The sequence below is a fragment of the Nonomuraea composti genome (assembly GCF_012034275.1).
GTDB classification, from domain to species: Bacteria; Actinomycetota; Actinomycetes; order Streptosporangiales; family Streptosporangiaceae; genus Nonomuraea; species Nonomuraea composti.
In genome coordinates, this window is sequence record NZ_JAATEP010000086.1 from 1 (window position 1) to 24,739 (window position 24,739).

General features: G+C 71.4%; 30 protein-coding genes, 2 tRNA genes and 1 riboswitch. Of the genes, 15 read left to right on the top strand and 17 right to left on the bottom strand.

Annotated elements, in window-relative coordinates; all coding sequences use genetic code 11:
• Positions 1–50: 50 nt before the first annotated feature.
• Positions 51–782 carry an SDR family oxidoreductase gene (locus tag HCN51_RS54070; protein WP_168021604.1) on the bottom strand — a complete coding sequence of 244 codons (732 nt, stop codon included), beginning with the start codon at positions 780–782 and terminating at the stop codon, positions 51–53.
• 9 nt (positions 783–791) lie between these two features.
• Entirely contained in the window at positions 792–1,277 is a 486-nt protein-coding gene (gene def, locus HCN51_RS54075) for a peptide deformylase (RefSeq protein WP_080046118.1), read from the bottom strand.
• Between the two features lie 95 nt (positions 1,278–1,372).
• Between def and HCN51_RS54080 the strand changes: the two genes are divergently transcribed.
• The gene (locus HCN51_RS54080; protein WP_080046119.1) at positions 1,373–1,840 is read left to right on the top strand and encodes a ribose-5-phosphate isomerase; all 468 of its coding nucleotides are present in this window, start codon (positions 1,373–1,375) and stop codon (positions 1,838–1,840) included.
• A gap of 235 nt (positions 1,841–2,075) precedes the next feature.
• Here HCN51_RS54080 and HCN51_RS54085 read toward each other — a convergent pair whose 3' ends face one another.
• Both HCN51_RS54085 and HCN51_RS54090 read right to left on the bottom strand, forming a co-directional pair.
• Positions 2,076–2,222, bottom strand: a complete 147-nt coding sequence (locus HCN51_RS54085; RefSeq protein ID WP_168021605.1) for a hypothetical protein — start codon at positions 2,220–2,222, stop codon at positions 2,076–2,078.
• 15 nt (positions 2,223–2,237) lie between these two features.
• Entirely contained in the window at positions 2,238–3,467 is a 1,230-nt protein-coding gene (locus HCN51_RS54090; RefSeq protein ID WP_168021606.1) for a GNAT family N-acetyltransferase, read from the bottom strand.
• A 118-nt stretch (positions 3,468–3,585) separates the two neighbouring features.
• Between HCN51_RS54090 and HCN51_RS54095 the strand changes: the two genes are divergently transcribed.
• Positions 3,586–4,701: a PP2C family protein-serine/threonine phosphatase gene (locus HCN51_RS54095; protein WP_080046121.1), complete on the top strand. Its 1,116-nt coding sequence runs from the start codon at positions 3,586–3,588 to the stop codon at positions 4,699–4,701.
• Between the two features lie 165 nt (positions 4,702–4,866).
• Here HCN51_RS54095 and HCN51_RS54100 read toward each other — a convergent pair whose 3' ends face one another.
• A complete protein-coding gene (locus HCN51_RS54100; RefSeq protein WP_168021607.1) occupies positions 4,867–5,463 on the bottom strand; it encodes a response regulator transcription factor in 597 nt (198 codons plus the stop codon).
• A 153-nt stretch (positions 5,464–5,616) separates the two neighbouring features.
• Between HCN51_RS54100 and HCN51_RS54105 the strand changes: the two genes are divergently transcribed.
• The gene (locus tag HCN51_RS54105; protein ID WP_168021608.1) at positions 5,617–6,921 is read left to right on the top strand and encodes a M50 family metallopeptidase; all 1,305 of its coding nucleotides are present in this window, start codon (positions 5,617–5,619) and stop codon (positions 6,919–6,921) included.
• Here the strand turns inward: HCN51_RS54105 and HCN51_RS54110 are convergent.
• Both HCN51_RS54110 and HCN51_RS54115 read right to left on the bottom strand, forming a co-directional pair.
• Positions 6,905–8,002 (bottom strand): sensor histidine kinase, encoded by a 1,098-nt coding sequence (locus tag HCN51_RS54110; protein ID WP_168021609.1) that lies wholly within the window; start codon positions 8,000–8,002, stop codon positions 6,905–6,907. The genes HCN51_RS54105 and HCN51_RS54110 overlap by 17 nt on opposite strands.
• Complete coding sequence (locus HCN51_RS54115; protein ID WP_168021610.1) at positions 7,999–8,652, bottom strand: response regulator transcription factor; 654 nt, start codon at positions 8,650–8,652, stop codon at positions 7,999–8,001. Before HCN51_RS54115 ends, HCN51_RS54110 begins: the two co-directional genes overlap by 4 nt.
• 109 nt (positions 8,653–8,761) lie before the next feature.
• Between HCN51_RS54115 and HCN51_RS54120 the strand changes: the two genes are divergently transcribed.
• The 5 genes from HCN51_RS54120 to HCN51_RS54140 all read left to right on the top strand — a co-directional run bounded on the left by HCN51_RS54120 (position 8,762) and on the right by HCN51_RS54140 (position 13,604).
• Complete coding sequence (locus tag HCN51_RS54120; protein WP_168021611.1) at positions 8,762–9,055, top strand: hypothetical protein; 294 nt, start codon at positions 8,762–8,764, stop codon at positions 9,053–9,055.
• Positions 9,056–9,131: 76 nt separating this feature from the next.
• Complete coding sequence (locus HCN51_RS54125; protein ID WP_168021612.1) at positions 9,132–10,001, top strand: ABC transporter ATP-binding protein; 870 nt, start codon at positions 9,132–9,134, stop codon at positions 9,999–10,001.
• Positions 9,998–11,047 (top strand): ABC transporter permease, encoded by a 1,050-nt coding sequence (locus tag HCN51_RS54130; RefSeq protein WP_168021613.1) that lies wholly within the window; start codon positions 9,998–10,000, stop codon positions 11,045–11,047. The genes HCN51_RS54125 and HCN51_RS54130 overlap by 4 nt, the downstream gene beginning before the upstream one ends.
• On the top strand, positions 11,044–12,441 hold the full coding sequence (locus tag HCN51_RS54135; RefSeq protein WP_168021614.1) for a S41 family peptidase: 1,398 nt from the start codon (positions 11,044–11,046) through the stop codon (positions 12,439–12,441). The genes HCN51_RS54130 and HCN51_RS54135 overlap by 4 nt, the downstream gene beginning before the upstream one ends.
• Positions 12,442–12,458: 17 nt before the next feature.
• Positions 12,459–13,604 carry an alpha/beta hydrolase family protein gene (locus HCN51_RS54140; RefSeq protein ID WP_168021615.1) on the top strand — a complete coding sequence of 382 codons (1,146 nt, stop codon included), beginning with the start codon at positions 12,459–12,461 and terminating at the stop codon, positions 13,602–13,604.
• Here HCN51_RS54140 and HCN51_RS54145 read toward each other — a convergent pair.
• The 3 genes from HCN51_RS54145 to HCN51_RS54155 form a co-directional block, all read right to left on the bottom strand.
• Positions 13,601–14,557 (bottom strand): coiled-coil domain-containing protein, encoded by a 957-nt coding sequence (locus HCN51_RS54145; RefSeq protein WP_168021616.1) that lies wholly within the window; start codon positions 14,555–14,557, stop codon positions 13,601–13,603. The two genes, HCN51_RS54140 and HCN51_RS54145, sit on opposite strands and share 4 nt — an antisense overlap.
• Positions 14,558–14,562: 5 nt before the next feature.
• Positions 14,563–14,707: riboswitch (cyclic di-AMP (ydaO/yuaA leader) on the bottom strand.
• Positions 14,708–14,775: 68 nt separating this feature from the next.
• Positions 14,776–15,852 (bottom strand): galactose-1-phosphate uridylyltransferase, encoded by a 1,077-nt coding sequence (gene galT / locus HCN51_RS54150; RefSeq protein WP_168021617.1) that lies wholly within the window; start codon positions 15,850–15,852, stop codon positions 14,776–14,778.
• Positions 15,849–16,628 carry a DeoR/GlpR family DNA-binding transcription regulator gene (locus HCN51_RS54155; protein WP_080046132.1) on the bottom strand — a complete coding sequence of 260 codons (780 nt, stop codon included), beginning with the start codon at positions 16,626–16,628 and terminating at the stop codon, positions 15,849–15,851. The genes galT and HCN51_RS54155 overlap by 4 nt, the downstream gene beginning before the upstream one ends.
• A gap of 144 nt (positions 16,629–16,772) precedes the next feature.
• On the opposite strand from HCN51_RS54155, the gene HCN51_RS63245 reads away from it, so the two are divergent.
• Positions 16,773–16,850 (top strand): 50S ribosomal protein bL37, encoded by a 78-nt coding sequence (locus HCN51_RS63245; protein ID WP_371252575.1) that lies wholly within the window; start codon positions 16,773–16,775, stop codon positions 16,848–16,850.
• Positions 16,851–16,893: 43 nt separating this feature from the next.
• On the opposite strand, the gene HCN51_RS54160 is transcribed toward HCN51_RS63245, so the two are convergent.
• Positions 16,894–18,372 carry a TrpB-like pyridoxal phosphate-dependent enzyme gene (locus tag HCN51_RS54160; protein WP_428981586.1) on the bottom strand — a complete coding sequence of 493 codons (1,479 nt, stop codon included), beginning with the start codon at positions 18,370–18,372 and terminating at the stop codon, positions 16,894–16,896.
• Positions 18,254–18,880, bottom strand: a complete 627-nt coding sequence (locus HCN51_RS54165; RefSeq protein ID WP_168021619.1) for a nucleoside/nucleotide kinase family protein — start codon at positions 18,878–18,880, stop codon at positions 18,254–18,256. Before HCN51_RS54165 ends, HCN51_RS54160 begins: the two co-directional genes overlap by 119 nt.
• A 100-nt stretch (positions 18,881–18,980) precedes the next feature.
• Between HCN51_RS54165 and HCN51_RS54170 the strand changes: the two genes are divergently transcribed.
• Entirely contained in the window at positions 18,981–19,472 is a 492-nt protein-coding gene (locus HCN51_RS54170; RefSeq protein ID WP_168021620.1) for a DUF5946 family protein, read from the top strand.
• A gap of 18 nt (positions 19,473–19,490) precedes the next feature.
• On the opposite strand, the gene HCN51_RS54175 is transcribed toward HCN51_RS54170, so the two are convergent.
• Positions 19,491–19,564: transfer RNA gene (locus HCN51_RS54175), tRNA-Gly, on the bottom strand.
• Between the two features lie 89 nt (positions 19,565–19,653).
• On the opposite strand from HCN51_RS54175, the gene HCN51_RS54180 reads away from it, so the two are divergent.
• Positions 19,654–19,730 (top strand) — tRNA-Pro (locus tag HCN51_RS54180).
• Between the two features lie 190 nt (positions 19,731–19,920).
• Here the strand turns inward: HCN51_RS54180 and HCN51_RS54185 are convergent.
• Positions 19,921–20,298, bottom strand: a complete 378-nt coding sequence (locus tag HCN51_RS54185; protein ID WP_168021621.1) for a hypothetical protein — start codon at positions 20,296–20,298, stop codon at positions 19,921–19,923.
• Between the two features lie 194 nt (positions 20,299–20,492).
• On the opposite strand from HCN51_RS54185, the gene HCN51_RS54190 reads away from it, so the two are divergent.
• A complete protein-coding gene (locus HCN51_RS54190) occupies positions 20,493–20,879 on the top strand; it encodes a hypothetical protein (protein WP_168021622.1) in 387 nt (128 codons plus the stop codon).
• A 7-nt stretch (positions 20,880–20,886) separates the two neighbouring features.
• Here HCN51_RS54190 and HCN51_RS54195 read toward each other — a convergent pair whose 3' ends face one another.
• Together HCN51_RS54195 and HCN51_RS54200 are read right to left on the bottom strand one after the other, a co-directional pair.
• Positions 20,887–21,297, bottom strand: a complete 411-nt coding sequence (locus HCN51_RS54195; RefSeq protein ID WP_168021623.1) for a VOC family protein — start codon at positions 21,295–21,297, stop codon at positions 20,887–20,889.
• A 4-nt stretch (positions 21,298–21,301) separates the two neighbouring features.
• Positions 21,302–21,745: a helix-turn-helix transcriptional regulator gene (locus HCN51_RS54200; RefSeq protein ID WP_080046140.1), complete on the bottom strand. Its 444-nt coding sequence runs from the start codon at positions 21,743–21,745 to the stop codon at positions 21,302–21,304.
• Positions 21,746–21,803: 58 nt separating this feature from the next.
• Between HCN51_RS54200 and HCN51_RS54205 the strand changes: the two genes are divergently transcribed.
• The gene (locus tag HCN51_RS54205) at positions 21,804–22,520 is read left to right on the top strand and encodes a hypothetical protein (protein WP_168021624.1); all 717 of its coding nucleotides are present in this window, start codon (positions 21,804–21,806) and stop codon (positions 22,518–22,520) included.
• A gap of 11 nt (positions 22,521–22,531) precedes the next feature.
• Positions 22,532–23,032, top strand: coding sequence for a DinB family protein (locus HCN51_RS54210; protein ID WP_346434155.1), 501 nt, complete (start codon positions 22,532–22,534; stop codon positions 23,030–23,032).
• 10 nt (positions 23,033–23,042) lie between these two features.
• Here the strand turns inward: HCN51_RS54210 and HCN51_RS54215 are convergent, their stop codons facing one another.
• Complete coding sequence (locus HCN51_RS54215; RefSeq protein WP_168021625.1) at positions 23,043–23,519, bottom strand: ATP-binding protein; 477 nt, start codon at positions 23,517–23,519, stop codon at positions 23,043–23,045.
• 233 nt (positions 23,520–23,752) lie between these two features.
• On the opposite strand from HCN51_RS54215, the gene HCN51_RS54220 reads away from it, so the two are divergent.
• Positions 23,753–24,619, top strand: coding sequence for a helix-turn-helix domain-containing protein (locus tag HCN51_RS54220; RefSeq protein WP_080046143.1), 867 nt, complete (start codon positions 23,753–23,755; stop codon positions 24,617–24,619).
• Positions 24,620–24,739: the final 120 nt, after the last annotated feature.

Below are 24,739 nucleotides of genomic sequence, written 5' to 3' on the forward strand. Positions count from 1 at the left end.
GGGGCCCGGAGGCGGACGCCGGCAGGGCCTTCAAGCCGGCACCACCGGGCTCACAGCAGCAGGCCGCCGGTGGCCAGGACGTTCTGCCCGGTGACCCACCGCCCGTCGGGCCCGGCGAGGAACGCGACCACCGCCGCGATGTCGTCGGGCCTGCCCAGGCGCTGCAACGCCGTCATCGCCGGCGTGCGCTCCAGCGCCTCGGGCGGGTTGGCGCCCCGCAGCATGTCGGTGTCGGTGGCGCCCGACGAGACGACGTTGACCGTGATGCCGCGCGGCCCCAGCTCCCGCGCCGCCACCTTGGCGAACTGCTCCATCGCGCCCTTGCTGCCGCAGTAGAGCGCCAGCGTCGGCGCCGGTACCTGCGTGTTGAGCGACGAGACGTTGACGATGCGCCCGCCGTCGCGCATCACCCGCGAGGCCCACTGGATCGCCAGGAACACCGCCCGCGTGTTCACCGCGAACACCCGCTCGTAGTCGTCGTCGGTGATGTCGGTGATGAGCTTCTGCGCCTCGGCGGTGGCGGCGTTGTTGACCAGGATGTCGACCCCGGGCAGCCGCGCCTCCGCCTCGGCGAACAGCCGCTCCAGGTCTTCCTTCCTCCCGAGATCGGCCCGCACGGCGTGCGCGCCCGTCTCCTTCGCCACCTGCTCGGCGGCCTCGTCGGAGCTCTGGTAGCAGAAGACGACCTGCGCCCCGTCTGCGGCCAGCCGCTCCACGACGGCCTTCCCGATGCCCCGGGAGCCGCCGGTGACCACTGCGCCCTTTCCGGAAAGTACGCTCATGCCGCCAAGCTATGCCTTCAACATGATCTCGCGGGCCTCGTTTCGCGGCAGGCGATCGACGTACAGCTTGCCGTCCAGATGCTCGGTCTCGTGCTGGAAACAGCGCGCCAGCGAGCCGCGCGCCTTCACCCGCACCGGACGCTGCAGCCGGTCCACGCCCTCGACCGTCACGCCCGCCGCGCGGGCCACCGTCGCGTAGATCGGCTGGCGGGTACGCCGGTCGGGCACCGACAGGCAGCCCTCCTCGTCGAGCACGTCCTCCGGGTCGTCCACCGTCAGCAGCGGGTTGATCACGTGACCCTTGCGGCCCGCGATGTCGTAGACGAACAACCGGCGCGACACGCCGATCTGCGGGCCCGCGAGGCCGACGCCGTTGACCGCGTACATGGCCTGGAACATCTCCTCGATCAGCCGGCGCAGCTCCCGATCGAAGTCCGTCACGGGCTCGGCGGGCGTGCGCAGGACGGGATCGCCGATGACGCGGATCTCTCGCATGGCTCTCTGCTTTCGCGGTGTAAGGACTGGGTTGCGGTACGGGCCCTTACTCTAGCGGGCGAGCCTGATCGGCGGGGCTGTGGAAGACTGGGCGGGTGCGTGTCTACATCGGTGCCGACCATGCCGGCTATGAGCTCAAGAACCACCTGGTGTCCTGGCTGAAGGACCACGGGCACGAGGTGACCGACTGCGGTCCCTTCGTCTACGACGCCGAGGACGACTATCCCGCGTTCGTCCTGCGCGCCGCCGAAGGCGTCGCCGGCGACCCCGGCAGCCTCGGCGTGGTCATCGGCGGATCCGGCAACGGCGAGCAGATCGCCGCCAACAAGGTCCGCGGCATCCGCTCGGCCCTGGCCTGGAGCGAGGAGACGGCCCGGCTGGCCCGCGAGCACAACAACGCCAACGTCGTCAGCGTGGGTGCCCGCATGCACTCGCTCGACGAGGCGACCCGGTTCGTGGAGGTCTTCCTGGGCACGTCGTTCTCGGGCAGCGAGCGCCACAGCCGGCGCATCGCCCAGCTCACCACGTACGAGACGATCGGCCAACTCCCCTCCCTGCCCTGACCTCCGCCCCACGGTGCCGCGGCCCTTCGGGGCCTCGCGCCGCGCTTGGGCGGGCGCGGCGACCCGCGCCTCGCGCGGGCCCTCCCACCAGAGGCGCCCGCCAAGGCCCCACCCCGCCGCCCCCCAGCATCGCCGCGCCCGTGCGGCGCCTGCGCTCGCTTGGGGGAGAGGAGGGCGTGACGCCCGTGCGGCAACGCGACGTGCCTGTGCCCGGGCGGTGCGCGCGTGGGCCGGGTCAGGATTTGCGTTTGGAGTCGCGCCTGGGCGTTTCGTCGCGCAGGGGCCGCCGGTCGGCGGCCTCCTGCTGCTCCTTAGACGGACGCGACACGTCGCGGGCGCGCATGGCGACGACCGCCGTGATCTGCAAGCTCTGCAGCGCCATACCGTCGAGCCTACGTCAGAAGGTCAGCCCCGCCCACGGCTTGGGGCTCCAGGACAGGGCGGTGGCGAGCCGGTGAACGGCGCCGGCGGAGTGCTCACGCAGGAGCCCCGCCTCGAACTGCTCGCCGAGCATGCCGTCGCCCAGGTACGCCGATCCGAGCGCGGCCACCGGCAGCGTGATGTCCGGCTCCTCGTCGACCGGCTTGCACTCGGCCCCGGTCAGGTCCGCGGTGAGCCGCCAGCGGCGGGCGTTCCACGGGCAGACGTCGTCCTCCACCTCGATGACCACGTCCACGGGAGCCGCGTACGCGCGTTCGGCGAGCGCCCGGTCGACCTCGACGAGGCGTACCCACAGCTCGTCCGCCCAGCGGGCGCGGAGCTGGCGGGCGTCGGCGAGCAGCGCGATGAGCGGGTCGTCCACGGGCCTGCCGTACGTCTCGACCTTGGAGACCAGGTCGCGGTCGAGGACGCTGCGCCAGAGGAGGGCGTAGGCGGCCGGGTCGGCGGCCTCCAGCTCCTGCAGTTTCAACGTCCCGTTGGGGATGCCCGCTTCGTCCCAGGACGACTTGATGCGGAACAGGGCGTAGCCGCGCACGCCGTTGTCGTCCTCGGCCACGACGGAGCGCATCGGTCCGTTGCCGCGCTGGTCGTGCTCCTCGTCGGCGAGCACGGAGTCCCAGAACTCGGGACTGCGCTCGTAGCGGCCGGGGCGCCGCGTGACGACGGAGGCGAACAGCTTCTCCAGGTCACCGCGTACCTCGGCGGGGACGACGAGCCTGAGCCGGAGCGAGGGGTCCTGCGGCGCGCCGGGGACGAACGCGGAGCGGTGCTTGTCGATGGTGAAGGACAGCTCGGAGGCCGCCCTGCCGTACCCGTACCGGCCGTAGATGAGGGATTCCGAGGCGTAGAGGGCGGCCACGGACTCGCCGCGCTCGCGGATGTCGTTGAGCTGCCGGCGCATGAGGGACGACAGCACGCCGCGCCGGCGGTGGGAGGCCAGCACGCTGACGGCGGTCACGCCCGCGACGGGGAGCTGCCTGCCGGGGACCGTCATGGTGAGGCTGAAGACGGCGGTGACTCCGGCGATGGTGTCGCCGTCGAAGGCGGCGAGGGTGCGGTCGAACTCGGTCTGTGCCTTGTACCGCTCGGCCTGCTGGGGGTGGGGCGTCCAGCCGAACGCCTCTTCGTTCACCCTGGCGAAGGCGGTCCACTCGGACTCGTCAATCGGGCGGATGGGATACGTCATTCGTCCACGGTAGGAGCGGGCAAAGGGGGACGGCCACCCAATATACGGCCTTAATGATCAAGGCGTTGGTCAAGTGGGCTGCCCAAACACGGGTCAGACCGATACAGTCAGGCGCATCATGAGTTCCCGTCCGGCGCCGCTGATCCCGCCACGGGTCCGCGCCGCCCTGGTGCGGGTGCCGGGTCTGGTGCCTGTCGTGCGGTTCGTCCGGCAGGTGCTGCTGGCGCGCGACCGCAACCTGCTCATCACGCTCATCGTGGTGGCGCTCGTCATCGGGTTCCTCGCCGCCGAGGTCTCCAACGAGTGGTTCTCGCCGTCCCTGCTCATCCTGGTCACGCTGATCGGCGGGCTCCAGCTCCGGCTGGCCAGCCTGGTCAAGCTGCTCGTGGGGGTCGGGGCGGCACTCGGGTACGTCGCCGCGCACCTCGGCGCGGGCCGGGTGGGGCTCGGGCTGACCGTGACCATCGTGTTCACCGCCGTGCTCGCCGTCCTCATGGCCCGCACCAGGGGCAAGCTGGGCGTGCAGGGGCTGCGTGGCGACGCCATGCTGCTGGAGCTGCGCGACCGGCTCAGGAGCCAGGGCGAGCTGCCCGCGCTGCCGAAGGACTGGGGCGGCAAGGTGGTGCTCAAGCAGGCGGGCGGCTCGTCGTTCGGCGGAGACTTCCTGGTCTCGATGCGCGACGGCGACTCCGTCGAGATCGCCCTGGTCGACGTGTCGGGCAAGGGCGTCGACGCGGGCACGCGGGCGCTGCTGCTGTCGGGCACGTTCGGCGGGCTGCTGGGCTCGGTCGACGACTTCCTGCCCGCGTGCAACGCCTACCTGCACCGGCAGCGGGGCGACGAGGGGTTCGTGACGGCGGTGCACGTGCGCCTCGACCTGGCCACGGGCGACTACACGATCACCTCGGCGGGGCATCCGCCGGTGGTGAAGTTCGACGCGGGCACGGGCAACTGGCAGGTCGCCTCGGCCAAGGGCGTGGTGCTGGGCGTGGTGCCCGACCTGCACTGCGAGCCCGACAGCGGCACCCTGCGCAAGGGCGACGCGCTGCTGCTCTACACCGACGGGCTGATCGAGCAGCCGGGGCGCGACATCGACGCCGGCCTCGACCGGCTGCTCGGCGAGGCGGAGCGGCTGCTGCCCTCCGGCTTCCGCGACGGCGCCAGGGCGCTGGTCAACGCCATGGCCTCCGGCCACAACGACGACTGCGCGCTGGTCCTCATCTGGCGCCCGTGACCCCCGCGCCCGTTCCCCACGCACACCCGTGACGTTTCACACGGACCGGTCGTGATGGCGGTCACTGGCAGCGGGCTCGGCGGTGCTGCCATTCTCTAGGTGTTCGGGCCCCGGCGGAGCGGCGCGGCTCCACCGGGTCCCGTCAATCGCCCGTGCCAGCCCGGCTCACAACCAGCCGCAGTCGCTGGCGATGCGCACGGCGTCGAGCCGGTTACGCGCCCCGGTCTTGCACATGATGCGCGACAGATGGTTGCGCACGGTGCCGACCGACAGGAACAGCTCGTCGGCGATCTCCGTCGAGCGGGCCCCGCCCGCCGCGATGCGCAGCACGTCCAGCTCCCGCCTGGTCAGCGGGTTGGACGCGCTCTGCAGCGCGGCCACGGCCAGCTCCGCCTCGATGGCCTGTCGGCCCGCGGCCACCTGGCGCACCCCCTCGGCCAGCCGCTCGGGCGGCACGCACAGGCTCATGAACCCCAGAGCGGGGCCCGACAGCGCCTCGCGCACCTGCCCGGGGTTGGGCGCGGCCGACAGGATCAGCACCCGGCACCGCGGCACCTGCTCGGCCAGGTCGCGCAGGATCGGCGGCCCGGGCAGGTCGAGGTCGACCACGGCCACGTCGGCTTCCGACGACAGCGCCGCCCGTACCACCTCCTCCGCGCGGCCGGCCTCGGCGACCACCCGCAGGTCGGGCTCGGCCCCGAGGGTGGCCAGCAAACCCCGGCGCACCAGCGGCAAATGCTCAGCGATCAGTATGCGGATCAAGACGTCCCCCTCCGTCGTCTCCCAGAGTGATCGCGCGACCGCACGCTGTCAATGCCGGGAAAAGCGGTACGCCATGACGCGTGGGGAGTTCGACTACTCTGGGGCTGTCGGTCCTTTCGTCTGTCCTTGTCGTCTGCCGGGGAGCGCGCCTAGATGAACTGGCTCTACGTCGTGGGGATCATCCTCTTTCTCCTCGGCCTGATGGTCTCCATCGCGCTGCACGAGATCGGGCACCTGGTGCCGGCCAAGATCTTCGGCGTCAAGGTGACCCAGTACATGGTGGGCTTCGGCTCGACGGCGTGGTCCCGGCGCAAGGGCGAGACCGAGTACGGCATCAAGTGGATCCCGTTCGGCGGCTACATCCGCATGATCGGCATGCTGCCGCCGCGCCCCGGTGACGAGCCGGGCAAGCTGCGCAGCACGGCGACCGGCCCGTGGCAGGGCCTGATCGAGTCGGCCCGCGACGCCGCCCAGGAGGAGGTGCGGCCGGGCGACGAAGACCGCGTCTTCTACCGTAAGAAGTGGTGGCAGAAGGTCATCATCATGTCGGGCGGTCCCGCGATGAACTTCGTGCTCGCCTTCATCTTCTTCACCATCCTGCTGGTCGGCATCGGGCTGCCCACCTGGGCGCCGATCGTCTCGCCCGACACCAACACGTGCGTGATCCCGATCTCCGAGCAGCGCACGCAGTGCAAGGCGACCGACAAGCCGACCCCGGCCGCGCAGGCGGGCATGAAGCCGGGCGACCGCATGGTGAGCTTCAACGGCGAGCGGATCGGCTCGTGGGAGGACGCCACCCGGCTCATCCGCTCCCACGGCCCCGGCCCGGTGCAGGTCGGCATCGTCCGTGACGGCAAGCCCATGACCCTGAACGTCACGCTCATCGCCCAAGACCGCCCCAACCTGGAGAACCCCGAGAAGATCGACAAGAACGTCGGCTTCCTCGGCGTGCTGCCCACCGAGGTCATGGAGCAGCAGAGCATCGGCCAGGTCATCGGCTACATGGGCGAGCTGACCGGCCGGGTGGCGGGCTCGCTGATCAACCTGCCGGAGAAGATGGTCGGCGTCTGGCACGCGGCCTTCTCCGGCGAGGAGCGCGACCCCGAGGGGCCGGTCGGCGTGGTCGGCGCGGGCCGCATGGGCGGCGAGATCCTGGCCTCCGACCTGTCCACGGAGAAGAAGGTCGCCATCTTCGTCAACCTGCTGGCGGGCTTCAACCTGGCGATCGGCATGTTCAACCTCATCCCGCTGCTCCCGCTCGACGGCGGCCACATCGCCGGCGGCCTGTGGGAGGGCATCAAGCGGGGCTTCGCCCGGATCATGCGGCGGCCCGAGCCCGCTTACGTGGACATCGCGAAGGTGCTGCCGCTGACGTACGCGATCGCGATCGTCATGATGATCATGGCGGGGCTGCTCGTGTACGCCGACCTCGTCAACCCGCTCACGCTGACGAACTGAGCGCCTGGCCCACCGTGACGGTGACGTCGAGCCCGCCGCCCGGCAGCGGCTCGATGTCCAGCGTGCCGTGGTGGGCCTCGACGATGGCGGCCACGATCGACAGGCCCAGCCCGAGCCCGTCACGGCCGGCCCTCCTGCCGCCCTCCAGGCGCTGGAACGGCTGCGTGAGCAGGTGAGCCTGCTCGGGCGGGATCACCGGGCCGCTGTTGGCGACCCGCAGGGCGGCGCGGCCGGCGCGGGTGGCCGTCTCCACCTCGACCCGGCCGCCGGGCACGTTGTACCGGACGGCGTTGTCGATCAGGTTCGTGACCAGGCGCTCCAGCAACGCCTGGTCACCCGAGGCAGGCGCGGGGCCGAGATGAAGGCCGGTCTCCAGGTCGATGCCCGGGTGCCGGTCGAGGGCCTCGGCGGCGATCTCGGCCAGGTCGAGCGGCTGCCGCCGGTCCAGGCCCTGCTGGCTGCGGGCCAGCACGAGCAGCGCCTCGATGAGCCGTTCCTGGTGCTTGCCCGCCGCCACCACCCGCTCCAGCACGCCCCGCAACGCCTGGGCGTCGGCGTCCGGGTCGGCGAGCGCGACCTCGGCCATGGCCCGCTGCAACGTCAGCGGCGTCCGCAGCTCGTGCGAGGCGTTGGCGACGAACCGGCGCTGCGCGGTGAAGGCCGCCTCCAGCCGGTCCAGCAGTGCGTCGAACGTGTCGGCCAGCCCCTTCAGCTCGTCGTCGGGCCCCGTGGCGGCCAGCCGCCGGTCCAGCCGGTCGGCCGTGATGCGCCGTACGGTGGCGGTCATCTCGCCGAGCGGGCGCAGCACGCGCCCCGCCGTCACCCAGCCCAGCACCGCCGCCGCGCCCGCCATGACGGCCAGCGCGATCAGCGAGTTGACCAGCAGCCTGCTCATGGTGTCGGGCCGCGGCACCTGGGGCTCGGGCACCGACAGCCCGCCGAGGGGGTCGGGGGCGGCCGGAGGGGCGGGGAAGGGGGAGTACCTGACCAGGAGGTAGATGAGCACCACCAGGACGACGCCGACCATCAGGAACAGGCCGCCGTAGAGCGCGGTCAGGCGCAGCCGGACGGTCCGCCTCATATCCGGTACCCGGCCTGCGGGACGGTCTCGATGAGCGGCGGGTCGCCGAGCTTGCGGCGTAACCGGCTGACCGTCACCTTCACGGTCTGCGTGAACGGGTCGGCGAACTCGTCCCAGCAGCGCTCCAGGAGCTGCTCGGCGGAGACCACCGCACCCTGCGCGGCCAGCAGCAGCTCCAGCACGGCGAACTCCTTGGGGCTCAGCGGCAGCCGGTGCCCGTCCCGGGTGGCGATCCGCGTGGCGGGGTCCAGCCGCAGGTCACCGTGGACGAGCACGGTGGGCAGGGCCTGCTGCGCCCGCCTGGCCAGCGCCCGGATCCGCGCGACCAGCTCGGCGAAGGCGAACGGCTTGGGCAGGTAATCGTCGGCGCCGGCGCCGAGCCCGGCGACCCTGTCGTCGATCGTCCCGGCGGCGGTCAGCATCAGCATCCGCGCGGGGTGCCCGGAGGCGGCCAGCGACCGGCACACCTCGTCGCCGTGCAGGCCGGGCAGGTCGCGGTCGAGCACGATGACGTCGTAGTGGTGGACGGAGGCGCGTTCGAGCGCGCCGGGCCCGTCCAGCACGACGTCCACGGCCATGCCCTCGCGGCGCAGGCCCGCGGCGACGGTCAGGGCCAGCTCCTCGTGGTCCTCGACCACCAACACCCTCATGATCCCCAGGATGCCCGCCACCGGGGTTACAGCGGGGTAACCATCTCCGTCACCGCCGTGTAACCGCGCTCCGGCTTGCCTGATCCCCACAGCAACCACACCCGGAGGCATGATGATCAGAAAGCTGCTCCTGGCCGGCGTCGCCCTCGCCGCGGGCCTGACCTGGCTGCCCGGCGCCGACGACGGCAGGGCGTTCACCGCGTGCATGCGCTCGCACGGCCTGCCCGGCTTCCCCGAGGTCACGCTCTCGGAGGACGGGCCGATCAACCTGCGGATCGACGGCGAGCCCGTGGACGTCCTGTCCGAGAAGTACGGGGCGGCGGTGCGGGCGTGCGAGCCGCTGCTGCCCGCCGGCTTCCGGCTGCCGGCCGCTCCCAAGGCGCCGCCGGCCCCGTCCTTCTGACGCCTCTTTACCCACTCCATACAACTGTGTTCCTAAAGTGCTAGGACACTAGTTAAATGGAGAAAGGGGGCGGGGTATGTCCGCCGTCTTAGAAGCTCACGGGCTCGGCAAGAGGTACGGCAGGCGCTGGGCCCTGCGTGACTGCACCATCGACATCCCCGAGGGCCACGTCACCGGCCTCGTGGGCCCCAACGGCGCGGGCAAGACCACGCTGCTGAAGCTGGCCACCGGCCTGCTGGAGCCCACGACCGGCGGCATCGACGTCCTGGGCGGCCGACCCGCCGCCGGCCCCGCGCAACTGGCCAGGGTCGGCTTCGTCGCCCAGGACACCCCCGTCTACGCGGCCCTGACCGTCGCCGAGCACCTGCGGCTCGGCGCCCGCCTCAACCCGGGCTGGGATGCCGCGCTGGCACGGGACCGCATCGCCGCGCTCGGCCTCGACCCGGGCCAGCGCGCCGGCCGGCTGTCGGGCGGCCAGCGCGCCCAGCTCGCGCTCACGCTCGGCCTGGCCAAGCGGCCCGACCTGCTCATCCTGGACGAGCCGGTCGCCTCGCTGGACCCGCTGGCCCGCCGCGAGTTCCTGCAAGGGCTCATGGAGGCCACCGCCGAGCACCGGCTGAGCGTGGTGCTCTCCTCCCACCTGGTCTCCGACCTCGAACGCACCTGCGACTACCTGATCGTGCTCGTCGAGTCGCGCGTCCAGGTCATCGGACGCACGGAGGACCTGCTGGCCGGCCACCATCGCCTCACCGGCCCGCGCCATGACCCCGCCGCCCCGCTCCTGGACGGGCAGGTCGTCTCCGCCCGGCACACCGAGCGGCAGAGCACCTTCGTCGTCCACGGCGACCTGCCCGGCCTCGGCCCCGCCTGGACCGCGAGCCCGCTCGGCCTGGAGGACCTCGTCCTGGCCTACATGGACCACTCCCGCCTGGAGGCGCAGCGATGATCTGGCTGACCTGGCGGCAGTTCCGCGGCGCCGCCGTGCTGACGGCGACCCTGCTCGTGCTGCTCGCCGCCGTGCTGCTCACGACCGGCTCGCGGCTGGCGAACGACTACGCGACCGGCATCGCCTCCTGCACGCGGGGCGAGGAGTGCGTGGGCTTCTACGACCGCTTCTTCGGCGAGTACGAGCTCCCGTTCCTGGCCAGCACGCTCGTCGTGCTGATCCTGCCCGCCCTCGTGGGGCTCTTCTGGGGAGCGCCGCTGATCACCCGCGAGCTGGAGTCGGGCACGCACCTGCTGGTGTGGAACCAGAGCATCACCAGGACCCGCTGGCTGGCGATCAAGCTCGGGTTCACGGGCCTGGTCGCCACGGCCGCCGCCGGGGTGAGCGGCCTGGCCGTCACCTGGTGGTCGGGGCCGCTGGACCAGTCGGCGCCGGAGGGGTTCGCGCTGATGGACCCGCTGGTGTTCGGCGCGCGCGGGATCGCCCCCCTGGGGTACGCGGCCTTCGCCTTCGCGCTCGGCGTCACCGTGGGCATGCTGGTGCGCCGCACCCTGCCCGCCATGGCCCTCACCCTGGCCGCCTTCGCGGCCGTCCAGGTCGCCGTGCCGCTGCTGGTCAGGCCGCACCTGCTGCCTCCGGTCACGGCCTCCTTCGAGATCGGCAAGGGGAACGTGGACGGGCTGAGCATGAGCCGCGACGGCGTCTTCTCGGTGATCCTGACGTCGGCGATCCCCGGGCACACGGGCTCGTGGGTCCTGTCCAGCGCGCTCGTCGACTCGTCGGGGCGGACGGTCGCGCCCGCCGGCGAGCACGCGCCCATCCCGGTCTCCACCACGTCGGGGCCCTGCGCGCTGTCGGGCGCCGGGCCGCAGGGCGGGGAGGCGTGCATGGTGGAGATCAACCGGCTCGGCTACCGGCAGCGGGCGACGTACCAGCCGCTGGAGCGTTTCTGGCCGCTGCAGTGGATCGAGACCGGCATCTACGCGCTGCTCACCCTCGGCCTGACCTGGTTGTCCTTCTGGTGGATCAGGAGGCGCCCGTCATGAGGGCCAAGACCGTCGCGGCCGGGCTCGCCCTGCTCCTGGCGGCGGCCTGCTCGCCGCCCGCCCCGCCGCGCGGCCAGGCGGGCAGCGCGGCCGGTACGGCCTGCGCGCGGCCCCAGGCGGCCCCCGGAGCGGAGACGCCGACCACGATCGACGTCATCGAGCAGGCGTACTTCTGCGTCCTCACCCACTACTACGGCGCCGCCACGCTCGACGCCCGCGCGTTGCTGACGGCCGGGTTCGCCGCTCTGACGCGAGAGCTCAACCGTGACGGGCGCGACCTGCCGGACGCCGTCATGCCGGCGCTGACCGGCGACAGGAAGGCCGACTGGGCCGCGTTCGAGACCGTCTACCGCAAGCTCGCCGACCAGGTGCCCGGCCTGCGCGACAAGCTGGCCGTGGTCACCCTCGAGGCGATGGTGACCGCCCTCGGCGACAACCACGCGCGCTGGGCGCACGACGTCGAGCGGCCCCCCGACTACTACGACGGCGACGGTTACGGCCTGGGGCTGGAGGCGAACGCCGACGGCCCGGAGAGCCCGGCCCTGCCGCCCCTGTTCGTCACCGCCGTGCAGGGCGGCGCGGCCCGGGCCGCCGGGGTGCGGCCCGGCGACGTCATCGAGTCGATCAACGGTTCCGCGCCCTTCATCGACGGCGTGACCAGTCCCGCGATCGCCGCCCTCTACCCCCGCTATCCGGAGGCCCGCCCGGTCCGGCTGCGGCTGCTGCGGGAGAGCACCGGCCGCCGCTGGACGGTCACCCTCGAACCCGGCCTCTACCAGCGGGATCTCGCCGCCTTGCAGGTGGTCCGGTCGAGGCTGGAGGGCGACGTCGCCTACGTGCGGGTGCGCGGGTTCGGGCCGGACGCGGCGAAGCGGGCGCTCGGCGCGATCGCCAGGCTGCGCAGGGGCCGGACGCTCACCGGCGTCGTGCTGGACCTGCGCGGCAACGGCGGCGGCAGCCCCACTGAGGCGGTCCGGCTGCTGAGCGCGTTCGTCCACGGCAAGGTCACCGGCTACCAGTGCGCGGCGGACGGCACGTGCGAGTCCTTCCGCACCGACGACACCGTGGAGCTGGTGAACCTGCCCCTGGCCGTGCTCATCGACGGCGGGTGCGCCTCGGCGTGCGAGCACGTCGGCTCGGCCGTCAAGGACCTGCGGATCGGCACCCTGGTCGGCACCAGGACGGCGGGGGTGATCTCGGGGCCGGCGGAACCGCACCTGCTCGGCAACAACACCGTGCTGAGCTTCCCCGCCCGCCACCACCTCGGCCCCGCCCGCGAGGTGGTCGACAGGATCGGCGTGCCGCCCGACCACTACGTGCCCCTGACCTCGCGAGACGCCGCCGCCGGGCGCGACCCCGCGCTGCGGCGGGCCCTGACCCTGCTGCGCAAGTGAGAGGAACCGATCGCCCCATGAGACCGATCGCGGTGGCGCTCGCCGGCCTGGCCGTCCTCGCCGCCTCCTCCTGTACGGCGCCCGCCCCGCCCAGGGCCGCCGCCGTGTCACCCCCGCCGTCCGGCCCCGCCACCCTGCCCGCGCCCACCGGCCCGCACCCCGTCGGCACCACCGTCCTGCACCTGAAGGACGCCTCCCGTCCCGATCCCTGGAACCTCGACGCCAAGGTCAGACAGCTGAAGGTGACCCTCTGGTACCCGACGGGGCGCAAGGACGGGCGGCGGGCGGCGTACATGACGGCCGAGGAGTCCGAGCTGCTCATGAGAGGCGGCAGGATCGCGAGCGCGCCGTACGACACGCTGAGCAGGACGCGGACGAACGCCGTGGTGGACGCCGAGCCCGCCGGGCGGAAGCTTCCCCTGGTGGTGCTCTCGCCCGGGTTCACCAAGCCGGTCAGCGCCCTCACGTCCCTGGCGGAGGACCTGGCCAGCCGGGGGTACGTCGTGGCCGGGATCGACCACCCGTACGAGAGCTACGCCACGACCCTGGAAGACGGCACCATCGCCGAGTGCCTGGCCTGCGACAGCGACGCGGACCCCGGGTTCGGCGCGGTCGTCGCCGCCGGGCGGGCGGCGGACGTCTCGTTCGTGCTCGACCGGTTGCCGTCGGCGTGGGCCGGCTCGAAGGTGATCGACCGCTCCAGGATCGCGATGGCCGGCCAGTCGATCGGCGGGGCCGCCGCGGTGGCGGCCATGGTGAAGGACGCGCGGATCCGCGCCGGGATCGACATGGACGGCAGCACGTACGCGAGGATCCCGAAGCGCGGTTTCACCAGGCCGTTCCTGTTCCTCGGCGGGCCGGAGCACGTCCCCGGCGGCCGGGACCCGTCGTGGGAGCGCGACTGGGATCTGCTGGCCGGGTGGAAGCGGTGGATCGTGGTGAAAGGGGCGGACCACCAGGCGTTCACCGACGGGCCGCTGCTGGCCGGCGCGCTCGGCCTCACGCCCGCGTACGGCGCCCTGACCGGGCCGCGCGCGGCCGAGCTGACCCGCACGTACGTGGCGGCCTTCCTCGACCTGCACCTCAAAGCGCAGCGACGGCCCGTGCTGGACGAGCCGTCGCCGCGTCACCCGGAGGTGCGGATCGTTCGGGCCGGGGGCTAGTTCATCGAGATGTGCACGTGGTCGTAGTGGTTCTCGGTGATGCTGCCCCGGTCGGACATCGCCCGCCAGCCCGAGCCCTGGTTGATGCGCTGCTTCCAGATCACGTACTTGACGCCCAGCTTGTCCTTGTTCTGCAGCGCCCAGGCGGCGATGCGGTCGCCGAGCGCCTGGTTGGCGGCGGTCGGCATCGAGCCGCCCGAGCTCATCATGAAGTCGCAGGCCCGCCCGAGCGGGTGCTCGCCGCTGGAGCCCGAGCGGAAGCAGCCGACCGCGAACGGCAGCGCGAAGTTCTTCTCCACCTGGGCCTTCATCAGCCGCGTGCGGGAGGTGATGTTGTCGGGGCCCGAGGGCAGCTCGGGGGCCCAGGAGCCGTCGGAGTTGCGGCCCGTGCCGAAGGGGACGAGGTCCTCCAGCTTGTCCTTGATGTCGTCGATGACGTCCTCGGCCTCGTCGCGCTGCTTGTCGACCTCGGCGGCGTCCGCCTTGATCTTGTCCGTGAGCGCGGCGGCCTCCTCGCTGGCCTTCTTCTTGTCGTCGCGGGCCTTGGCGACGGTGGCGACGAGGGCCTGCTGCTCGGCGGTGAGCTGTTCGAGCAGGGCGGCGGTGTCGGCGTCCGTGGGGAGCAGGAAGCCGGGCAGCGCGGAGGGGTCGCCGTTCTGGTAGCGCAGGCGGGCGATGTCGGCGACGCGCTGCTCCGCCTCGGCCAGCGTCCGCTCGGCGGCGGCGGCCCTGGCCGCGGCGGCCTTGGCGGCGTCCTCGGCCTTGGCCAGCTCGACGCGCTTGAGGTTGTACTTCTCGATGAGCTTGTCGACCTTGCTGTTGAGCTGCTTGAGCTGGGCGCGCAGCTCGGCTTCGGTCGGTTTGGGCGCCGCCGAGGCGGGGGCCGCCGAGAAGGCGACGGCGGTGGCGGTGATGAGTCCGATGGCAAGAATCGCGGGGGACGAAGCCGCCACGTGGATGTTCCTCTCCCTCTGCCGGCCGGGTTAGCTGACGGGTTCGGGCAAGGGAGGTGCGATTCCCTACCGCCGTAGCGGATTCACCCCAGGTGCGGTTTGGGTCCCCGGCTCCCGGGCGAGGCGCCCGGGATTAGGCGTGCTACGGCCGTTACGGCCGGTGCATATGGGGATATTAGTGGTAGATCACGAGTCATGCGACCTTAAGTAGAAATCTATTAGTGATCTATCTGTGATCGAATCAGCCGCGCCGCCTCCTCCGGCAGCACGTCGTTCACGAACGCCCCCATTGCCGACTCCGAGCCCGCCAGGTACTTGAGCTTGTTCGCCGCCCGCCTGATGCTGAACAGCTCCAGATGCAGGTAGCCCAGCTCCCTGTCGACCCGCACCGGCGCCTGGTGCCAGGCCGCGATGTACGGCATCACCACGCCGAACAACCCGTCGAACGCCCGCAGCACCGAGGTGTAGAGCGGCGCGAACGCCGCCCGCTCCGCCTCCGTCAGCGCCGCCAGGTCCGGCACCTGCCGGTGCGGATACACGTGCACCTCGAACGGCCAGCGCGCGGCGGCCGGCACGAACGCCGTCCACAGCTCGTTGGCGGCCACCACCCGCACCCCGGCCTCCCGCTCGGCGGCCAGCACGTCGGCGAACAGGTTCCCCTTCGTGTACCGCCGCGCGGCGCCGAGCTGCAGCTTCGTCCTGGGCGTGACGTACGGGTAGGCGTAGATCTGCCCGTGCGGATGCGCGAGCGTGATGCCGATCTCCGCCCCCCGGTTCTCGAAGCAGAACACCTGCTCCACGCCCTCGATCTGGGACAGCTCCGCCGTGCGGTCGGCCCACGCCTCCATGACCAGCTCCACCTGGGAGTCGGACAGCTTGGAGAAGGAGGAGTCGTGGTCGGAGGTGAAGCACACCACCTCGCACCTGCCCGCCGCCGGACGCACCTCGCTCAGCCCGCCCGGATCCTCATAAGTGCCGAAATTGGTGGAGAAGGACGGGAAACGGTTCTCGAACACCACCACGTCGTAGTCATAGGACGGGATCTCCGACGAGCGCGTCTCCGACGACGGGCACAGCGGGCACTCGGCCGTGCCGCCGGTCGGCAGGAACGTACGCGTCTGCCGGTGCCCGGCGATCGCGATCCACTCCTCCGTCAGCGGGTCGTAACGCAGCTCCGAGGCCACCGGGCGCGGCTCCAGGGCCCGCCGGTCGATCGCGCTCCGGTCGGCGTCGTCACACCGGTCGAAGTAGATCAGCTCCCGGCCGTCGGCCAGATGGGTGATGGTGCGCTTCAAGAGGAGGCCTCCGCGATGATCAGTTCGCCGGCCCGTTCGGCCAGCTCGGTGCGTGCGTCCTGCGGCAGCCCCGCGTCGCTGATGACCACGTCGGCCTCGCTCAGCTCGGCGATGGTGCTGATGCCGACGGTGTTCCACTTCGTGTGGTCGGCCGGGACGACCAGCCGGGTCGCGGCCGCCACCAGCTCCCTGTCGGTCTCGGACTCCAGCAGGTTGGGCGTGGTGAACCCGGCGCGCACGCTCATGCCGTGCACGCCCAGGAAGAGCGTGTCCACGTGCAGGCGGCGGATCGCGGCCACGGCGACCGGGCCCACCAGGGCGTCGGACGGCGTGCGTACGCCGCCGGTCAGCACGACCGTGCGGTCGGCGCGCGGGTTGCGGTGGAAGACGTCGGCGACCGGGATCGAATTGGTGATCACGGTCAGCTCGGGCACGCCGATCAGGTGACGGGCCAGCGCCCACGTGGTGGTGCCCGCCGACAGCGCCACGGCCGTGCCGGGGCGGACGAGCGTGGCCGCGTGCCGCGCGATGGCCTCCTTCTCCGGCTGCTGGCGGGCGGACTTGGCGGTGAAGCCCGGCTCCTCCGTGGAGCCCGGGCCGAGCGCGGTCGCGCCGCCGTGCACCTTCTCCAGCAGCCCGCGCTCGGCCAGCACCTCGAGGTCGCGGCGGATGGTCATGTCGGAGACGCCGAGCTCGCGGACGAGATCGGCCACCCGGACGCCGCCGTTGCTGCGCACGCGTTCGAGAATCGCCTGCTGACGCTGCTGTGCGAGCACGCCCGCTCCTTCCAACAGATTCCACCAAATTATGACACGGAATTGTTGGGGAATGTTAGTTACGGCGGAACGCTTGCGCTGGTCAGCGCGGCGGGAGACGGTGAGGGCTCACCGATCAGCCGCAGGCACACCGGAGGCGAGCTCATGGCCAGGCGCGCACGCAAGGGCAAGGCACGCAAGAAGAAGAAGGCCAACCACGGCAAGCGCCCCACAGCACGATGACGCCGTCGGGTGGCCGCCCGCCCGCGAGCGGCCACCCTCGCACTCAGGACGGCAACTCGGAGAGCGCCTGCTGAATGCGCTCCCGAGGCAGCGTGTAGTCCTCCAGCTCACCCGCCAGATACCGCTCGTAAGCACCCAGGTCGAAATGACCATGACCGCACAACGCGGTCAGGATCACCTTCTCCTCGCCGCTCTCCTTGCAGCGCAGCGCCTCGGCGATCGTCTCCGCCAGCGCGTGCGTCGGCTCCGGCGCCGGCAGGATGCCCTCCGTCCTGGCGAAGCGGACACCGGCCTCGAAACACTCGTTCTGGCTGCGGGTGACCGCCTCGAACAGGCCCAGCTCGTACATGTGCGACAGCAGCGGCGACATGCCGTGATAGCGCAGGCCGCCCGCGTGGATCGGGTCCGGCACGAACGAGTGCCCCAGCGTGTGCATCTTGAGCAGCGGCGTGAACCCGGCCGTGTCACCGAAGTCGTAGGCGTACGTGCCGCCCGTGAACGACGGGCAGGCCGCCGGCTCCACCGCACGGAACACCGTCCGCGAGCGCCCCGCCAGCTTCTCCCGCAGGAACGGGAAGGCCAGGCCGGCGAAGTTCGAGCCGCCACCGGTGCAGCCGATGACCACGTCGGGCGGCTCCGGGAGCTGGGCCAGCGCCTCCTCGCCGATCACCGTCTGGTGCAGCAGCACGTGGTTGAGCACCGAGCCGAGCGCGTACCTGGCGTCGGACGTCGCCGCCGCCACCTCCACCGCCTCGCTGATCGCGATGCCCAGGCTGCCGGGCGAGCCGGGATCCGCCGCCAGCACCTTGCCGCCCGCGCTCGTCACCGGTGACGGGCTCGCGTGCACCGTCGCGCCGTACACGCGCATGAGGGCGTGACGGTAGGGCTTTTGATCGTAGGAGGCCCGTACCATCCAGATCCGGCACTCCAGGCCGAACTGCGCGCACGCGAACGCCAGCGCCGAACCCCACTGGCCCGCGCCCGTCTCGGTCGTCAGCAGCCGCACGCCCTCGCGCGCGTTGTAGTACGCCTGCGGCACCGCCGTGTTCGGCTTGTGCGAGCCGGCGGGGGAGCCGCCCTCGTACTTGTAGTAGATCCTGGCCGGGGTGCCCAGCGACCGCTCCAGCCGGCGGGCCCGGATCAGCGGCGTCGGCCGCCACAGCCGGTAGACGTCCAGCACCTCCTCGGGGATCGGGACGTACCGCTCGCCGCTGACCTCCTGCCCGATGAGCTCCATGGGGAACAGCGGCGCCAGGTCGTCGGGCCCCACCGGCCGCCGTGTGGCCGGATGCAGCGGCGGAGGAGGCGGGGCGGGGAGGTCGGGGACGATGTTGTACCAGTGGCTGGGCATCATCGCTTCAGTCTGCGCCGCCCGCGCCCGGCTGACCACTCGTTCCCGATGGTCAGCGGAGCAGGACGGCCGGCCGGTCCGGATGGTCGGCCCGCACCACGACGTCGGCCACCTCCTGGGGCCGCGCCTCCCGCTCGTACCGCCCGTAGGCGGGCAATGTCCACCGCTCACCCTCGGGCGTCCCCCGTTCCAGCGCCCCCGGCGACAGCCACACGTGCACGCTCACGTCGAACGCCAGCCCCCGCCCCAGCAGCAGCGCCCCGTCCACGAGCACAACCCCGCCAGGCGCCAATTCGGTGTACGGCATCCGGTACGCCCGGTCGATCCCGCTGTCCCACAACGCCGGCAGCACCCGCCCCGACCCGCCCGGCTCCAGCGGATCCAGCACCTCCCTGCGCAACGCCTTGACGTCGAGCCAGTCGTCGTAGAAGGCGTCGGGATCGGTCCTGCCGTACTCCAGCCGCAGCGAGGCGGGTCGCAGGAAGTCGCCCGCCGACACCCGCACCACGGGCCGGCCCCGCAACCGCAGGGGCGCGACCAGCGCGTCCGCCAGCGCACCCGGCCGCGCGGGCGGCGCCCCGTCCACCGCCACCCGCACCCACGCACTTGCGGGACGGGCGGAGACCAGCTCGGCCAGCTCCTCGACGAGAGCCTCACGGGAGATCGGTCGCACACGCATCGATCACAGCTTACGAGCGCGCGGAAGGCTTCGACCCCGGCTGGGGAGCGCCCGAAATGCCTTGGACGTCCGCACCACCACGTCGCTAGGGTGACCCGCCATGGCTGCTCATTGCGACTGCGGCGCGCCGGCGGGGCCGCTCGGCGAGTGCGCCGACTACTACAACACGATCCTCGCCGAGGAACAGCTCGACCCCGACATGTACAAGTGGCACGCCGTCGTGGTCTGCGTGTACCTCCTCCAGCACCCCTCACGCGGCCACGAGAAGTACCTCGACAGCCAGTACCGCTGGCTGCAGTTCTACCTCGACCAGGGCATCGACGCGGTACAACGCCTCCGCGACCACCAGGTGGCCCGCAACAACCACCGCTCCCGCGCCGCCTACGACATGAGCCCCCTGGACCCGTACGCCCCGCTGCCCGCCGGCGGCCCTCCCGCCCGCTTCCGCGCCAGCTTCTGCGACCTCCCGTACGGCGAGGGCGGCTTCATCCTCGACGGCCACGAGACATACGGACACCGCATGAAGGCTCTCGCCGAGGCCACCCTGGACGCCTGGAAAAACCTCGGGCCAGGCTCCCCATCACGGGGATGACCTGGCCCTCGGCCCTGCTGGAGCGGACGACGGGAATCGAACCCGCGTAGCTAGTTTGGAAGACTAGGGCTCTACCATTGAGCTACGTCCGCGCGAACCGGTCGAACTCTGGTCTAGACTTCATCCGGTCGTCAGGGCGTAAGCGTACCGGAGTCCCGGAGCGCATGCGCACTCGGCGAGACGGGGCGTGGCGCAGCTTGGCAGCGCGCTTGCTTTGGGAGCAAGAAGTCGCAGGTTCAAATCCTGTCGCCCCGACCAGCTCGATGGCCACTTCCGATCCGGAGGTGGCCATCTGAGTGACCAGCCGAGTGACTAAGCCCCCAGAGGGTCAGCTCCAGTCGAACCAGGCACGGGGACTCCCATGCCCTCCTCCGGTCGAGGGGTCCGGCCGCAAGTTCCCTGGCGGGGAAGCATGGCTGCATGGCGATCAGAGGCCGGCTCGAGGGCGTCAGGACAGAGCCAGGCCCACGAGGAACGGCACCGGGATGAGTACGGTGGCGCCGAGCCACCAGGACAGGCGCAGGCCGTGCCTGAGCGGGAGGACGACGTCGACCGCCACCACCGCCGCCAACCCGAGCAGGCCGGTCACCGCCAGGGCGAGCATGACGATCGGGGCGTGGTCCAGGGTGTGGTAGCCGCAGTTCGCCAGGCCGGGTTCGGCGAGGTCCGCGACGCTTCTGCAGTCCATCGGCAGGTACTCGGTCAGGAGCCACCACGCCAGGTAGAGCGGCACGATCGCGGGGATGCCGAGCCCGAGGTTCGCCGCGACAGGTGGCCAGGGTCCCGCCTTGCGGCCGGCAGAGGCTTCGGTCCCGTACGTGCGCATCCCGCCGCCTTTCAGTCGGTCTGAGCTCCTTAACGTGCCACATGCGGCGACCGGGCCTGCCCCGCGCGGCGGCGAGGCCGAGCAGAATGGAGATCGGCCGACGAGCGCGCGTGGAGGATGGCATGGTCCTGATGGAGGCGGCCCCGGAGGGTTTAGCGAGGCGGCGGAGCAGGTGGCCGTTTGTCCTGTGTCTGGTGATCCTCGCCGCCCTCGTGGTGATCAAGGTCCCGCAATGGGTCAACGACGGGAAGCTGGCCGGGCTGGAGGAGCGGGTGAGCATGCTGGAGCTCCCGCCGGGTACGGAGCGTGACGTCAGCGCGGGCGTGCAGGGCTCGGTAGGTCTCCAGGCGGGCAACGGCAACCATTGCGACTTCCTGGTCCGCATGATCGTGCGGACGAGGCTGCCCGATGCCGAGATCGCGGCCTCCTACGCATCCGCGAAGGTCGAGGGGGTCGCCGGCGCCGAGCTGTCCGGCAGGGCGTACGTCAGCCCGTACGGGTACCGGGACGGGTTCAAGAGCGTCGTCGTGGAGTTCTTCCACTGGGGCCAGGACCCCGGGTTCGACCTGCGTTGCCACTGATGACGCGTCAGGTGAGCTGGTTGATGCGCACCATGTTGCCGGCCGGGTCGCGGAAGGCGCAGTCGCGCACGCCGTACGGCTGGTCGAGGGGCTCCTGCACGACCTCGGCCCCGCCGGCACGCAGCCGTTCGAACGTGTCCTCCAGGTCGGAGGCGCCGAGGACGATGCTGGCGTAGGTGCCCTTGGCCATCAGCTCGGCGATCGTGCGGCGCTCGGCGTCGGTGATGGCGGGGTCGGCGCCCGGCGGGTAGAGGACGATCGAGGTCTGCGGCTGGTCGGGCGGGCCGATGGTGATCCACCGCATGCCGCCGTAGCCGACGTCGTTGCGTACCTCGAAGCCGAGCGCGTCGCGGTAGAAGGCGAGCGACTTGTCCGGGTCGTCCGCGGGCAGGAACGTGTGGTGAATGATGACGCTCATAGGCTCACGATAGGCGGGCGTCGGCGGGCAGCGTCTCCTGGTGCCTGCTGGGCCGCATGATCTGCTTGGCGACGCAGCTGGGGATGCCGGCGCCGTCGCGGGCGGCCAGGCGGCGGTAGGTGCTGGGGGACATGCCGACCAGCTCGGAGAAGCGGGTGCTGAAGGTGCCGAGGGACGAGCAGCCGACGGCGAAGCAGACCTCGGTGACGGACATGTCGCCGCGCCGCAGGAGCGTCATGGCGCGTTCGATGCGGCGGGTCATGAGGTAGCTGTAGGGCGATTCGCCGTAGGCGGCGCGGAAGAGCCGGCTCAGGTGCCCCGCGGAGAGGTGCACGCCGCGCGCGAGCGCCTCCACGTCCAGCGGCTGCGCGTAGTCGCGGTCGATCCTGTCGCGCACGCGGCGCAACAGGGTGAGCTCGCGTAGGCGCTGGTCAGGTTGGGTGGCCATGCCTTACAGCCTGCCCTGGGAAGCGCGCCGCTGTCCATCCGAGGTGCATCCTGTACGGATGGATCTGTTCGCCGACGACCCCGTGGCCGCTCCGCTCACGTACCCGGGCCGGATCCCGCCCGGCTCGGGGGTCCTGATGGACGACGCGTACGTGCCGCGGGAGTGGCGGGCGGGCGGGGCGGCGATCGCCGCCCTGCTGGCGTCGGCGGGTCAGGCGCCGCTGGACGCCCGCCACCGCGTGGTCGCGGTCGGCTCGAACGCCGCTCCCAGTCAGCTCCGCAGAAAGTTCCGCGATCATGGGGTACGCGCGGTCGTCCCGATGACGCTCGCCGAGGTGCCGGGGGTCGCGCCGGGCGTGTCCGCGCACGTGAGCAGGTGGGGCTACGTGCCGGCCGCGCCGATCGAGACGCAGGGCGAGGCGTCGAGGCTGTTCGTGCTCTGGCTCGACGAGCGCCAGCTCGCCGCCCTCGACCTCACCGAGCCCAACTACCGCAGGCGCCCGCTGACCAGCGCGGTCACGCTGGAGGACGGCACGCCTCTTCCGCCGCCCTTCGTGTACGAGGGCCGGCACGGCTGCGTCGCGGCACCGGGGGACGGCCGCCCGCGCCGCCTGACGTCCCAGCCGGAGCTCATCCGCTCTCTTCTGGACGGCTCCGCCGCGCTGCGCCGCCTGTGCGGGAGCACGCCGGAGGAGTTCGTGGCCAACGTCAGGGACGACACCGTACGGGAGGCGGCGTACCTGCTGCTGCAACGGGAGCGGACGGGCGGGGGATAGGGTCGGGGCTCGTGACGGACACGAGAACCCCTCCGCCCTTCGACGGCGACGAGCGGACGATGCTGAACAACTGGCTCGAATGGCACCGCGGCACCCTGGCGGTGAAGTGCGCCGGCCTGTCGGAGGAGCAGCTGCGCGAGCGCTCCGCGCCGCCGTCACCGCTGTCGCTGCTGGGCCTGGTCCGGCACATGGCGCACGTGGAGCGGTCGTGGTTCCGCAAGGTGCTCAACGGCGAGGACCTGCCGAAGCTGTGGGACAAGGACCGCGACAACGACGCCGACTTCAACGAGGTGGACACCGCTTCGGCGAAGGAGGCGTTCGACACGTGGGAGGAGGAGATCAGGCTGGCCCGCGCGATCTCGGCGGCCAAGCCGCTGGACGCGGTGGGCGACCGTAACGGGCAGAACTGCACGCACCGGTGGATCCTCGTCCACATGATCGAGGAGTACGCCCGCCACAACGGTCACGCCGACCTGCTGCGCGAGCGCATCGACGGCGTGACGGGCGAGTAAAGGGAGGCGGCTAGTCGTCGGCGCGGAACAGCGCCCAGACGGCCTTGCCGCCGCGGGCCAGCGGGTCCCAGCCCCAGCACTGGCTGTAGGTCTCGACGATGTAGAGCCCGCGCCCGTTCTCGGAGACGAAGTCGGGCTCCTTGGGGCGCGGCACCTCGTCGCTGGGGTCGGCCACGGCGAGCAGCACGTGGGGTGCGACCCGCATCAGCAGCAGCTCGATCTCCCTGCGGCCCGCCGCGTACATCGCGTACCTGACCGCGTTCGTGACCAGCTCGGAGACCACGAGAGCGGCGTCGTCGCTGAGGTCGTGCAGCCCCCAGCCGCGCAGTGTCCTGCGGGTGACGTCCCTGGCGGTCTTCACCGAGTCGGCCTGAAAGGGCAAGGGGCACGAGGTCGTGTACGGCTTGCCACCCGTCAGGAGGTGGTCGAAGCCCACCTCGCGGGTGATCTGCAGGCAATCGGCAGTGGCCAGAGGGTCTCCCACCATGCCGCCGATACCTCCCCGTTCAGCCTTGGTTAGTGCATGTTTGGCCCAATATGCACTAAGCCATCATGGGTCACGAACGCGGCACCTGCAAGACCCAAATGCACGTGCAGCTGCAATGTGCAGCAGCAAGCGACGTTTTGGGGATAAATCTCCGAATCCGGACACGAGGTTGAGACCTTGTCATACCCGGCAATGTGGTGTCACTGTGTGTGCGGACCTTGATAGGAGGCAAAGTGACGCAGAACCAGCCGGGTTCCGGGCCGACGGCGCTGCGCATCCTCCTGGGCTCCCAGCTGCGCAAGCTCAGGGAAGCGAAGAACGTCACTCGTGAGGAGGCCGGCCACCTCATCAGGGGGTCGGAGTCCAAGATCAGCCGGATGGAACTCGGCCGAGTGGGGTTCAAGGAACGGGACGTGGCGGACCTGCTGACCCTTTACGGGGTCGTGGATCAGCAGGCTCGCTCCGCCGTACTCGACCTGGTCGCCACCGCCAACGAGCCGGGCTGGTGGCACCGGTTCAACGATGTCCTGCCCACGTGGTTCCAGGCGTACGTCGGCCTTGAAGAGGCCGCCGCCAGGATCAGGACCTACGAAGTCCAGTTCGTGCCAGGACTCCTGCAGACCAAGGAGTACGCAAGGGCCGTGGTGACCGCCGGAGCGGCGGGCATCGGGGCGGAGGAGATCGCCCGCAGGGTGGATCTCCGGCTGGAGCGCCAGCGGATGTTCGACAGGCCTGACGGGCCGGTCTTCTGGGCCGTGATCGACGAGGCCGCGCTCAGGCGGCCCATCGGCGGGGCCGAGGTGATGAGGGCGCAGATCGAGCACCTCATCGACCTGATGCGCCAGCCGAACATCACGATCCAGATCATGCCGTTCAGCTTCGGCGGGCACAGCGCGGAGGGCGGGGCGTTCAGCATCCTGCGCTTCCCCGACAGCGACCTGCCCGACGTCGTGTACGTGGAGCAGCTCGCCAGCGCGCTCTACCTGGACAAGCGTGAGGACGTGGACCGATACACCGAGGTGATGGAGCGGCTGTGCGCCGTGAGCACGACCCCGGATGAGACGATCGAGCTGCTGAGGACGATCGCGGAGGAGTTCTGACCGCGGCGGCGTCGTGGTTGGGTGTGCATCTGCCCTAGACTGGCCATCGGCGTTGGATGCCGCCGTTGCGGAGCATGCCCAACACCGCTCATGTGGGCGCGGCGCGCGAGCCGTACCGAT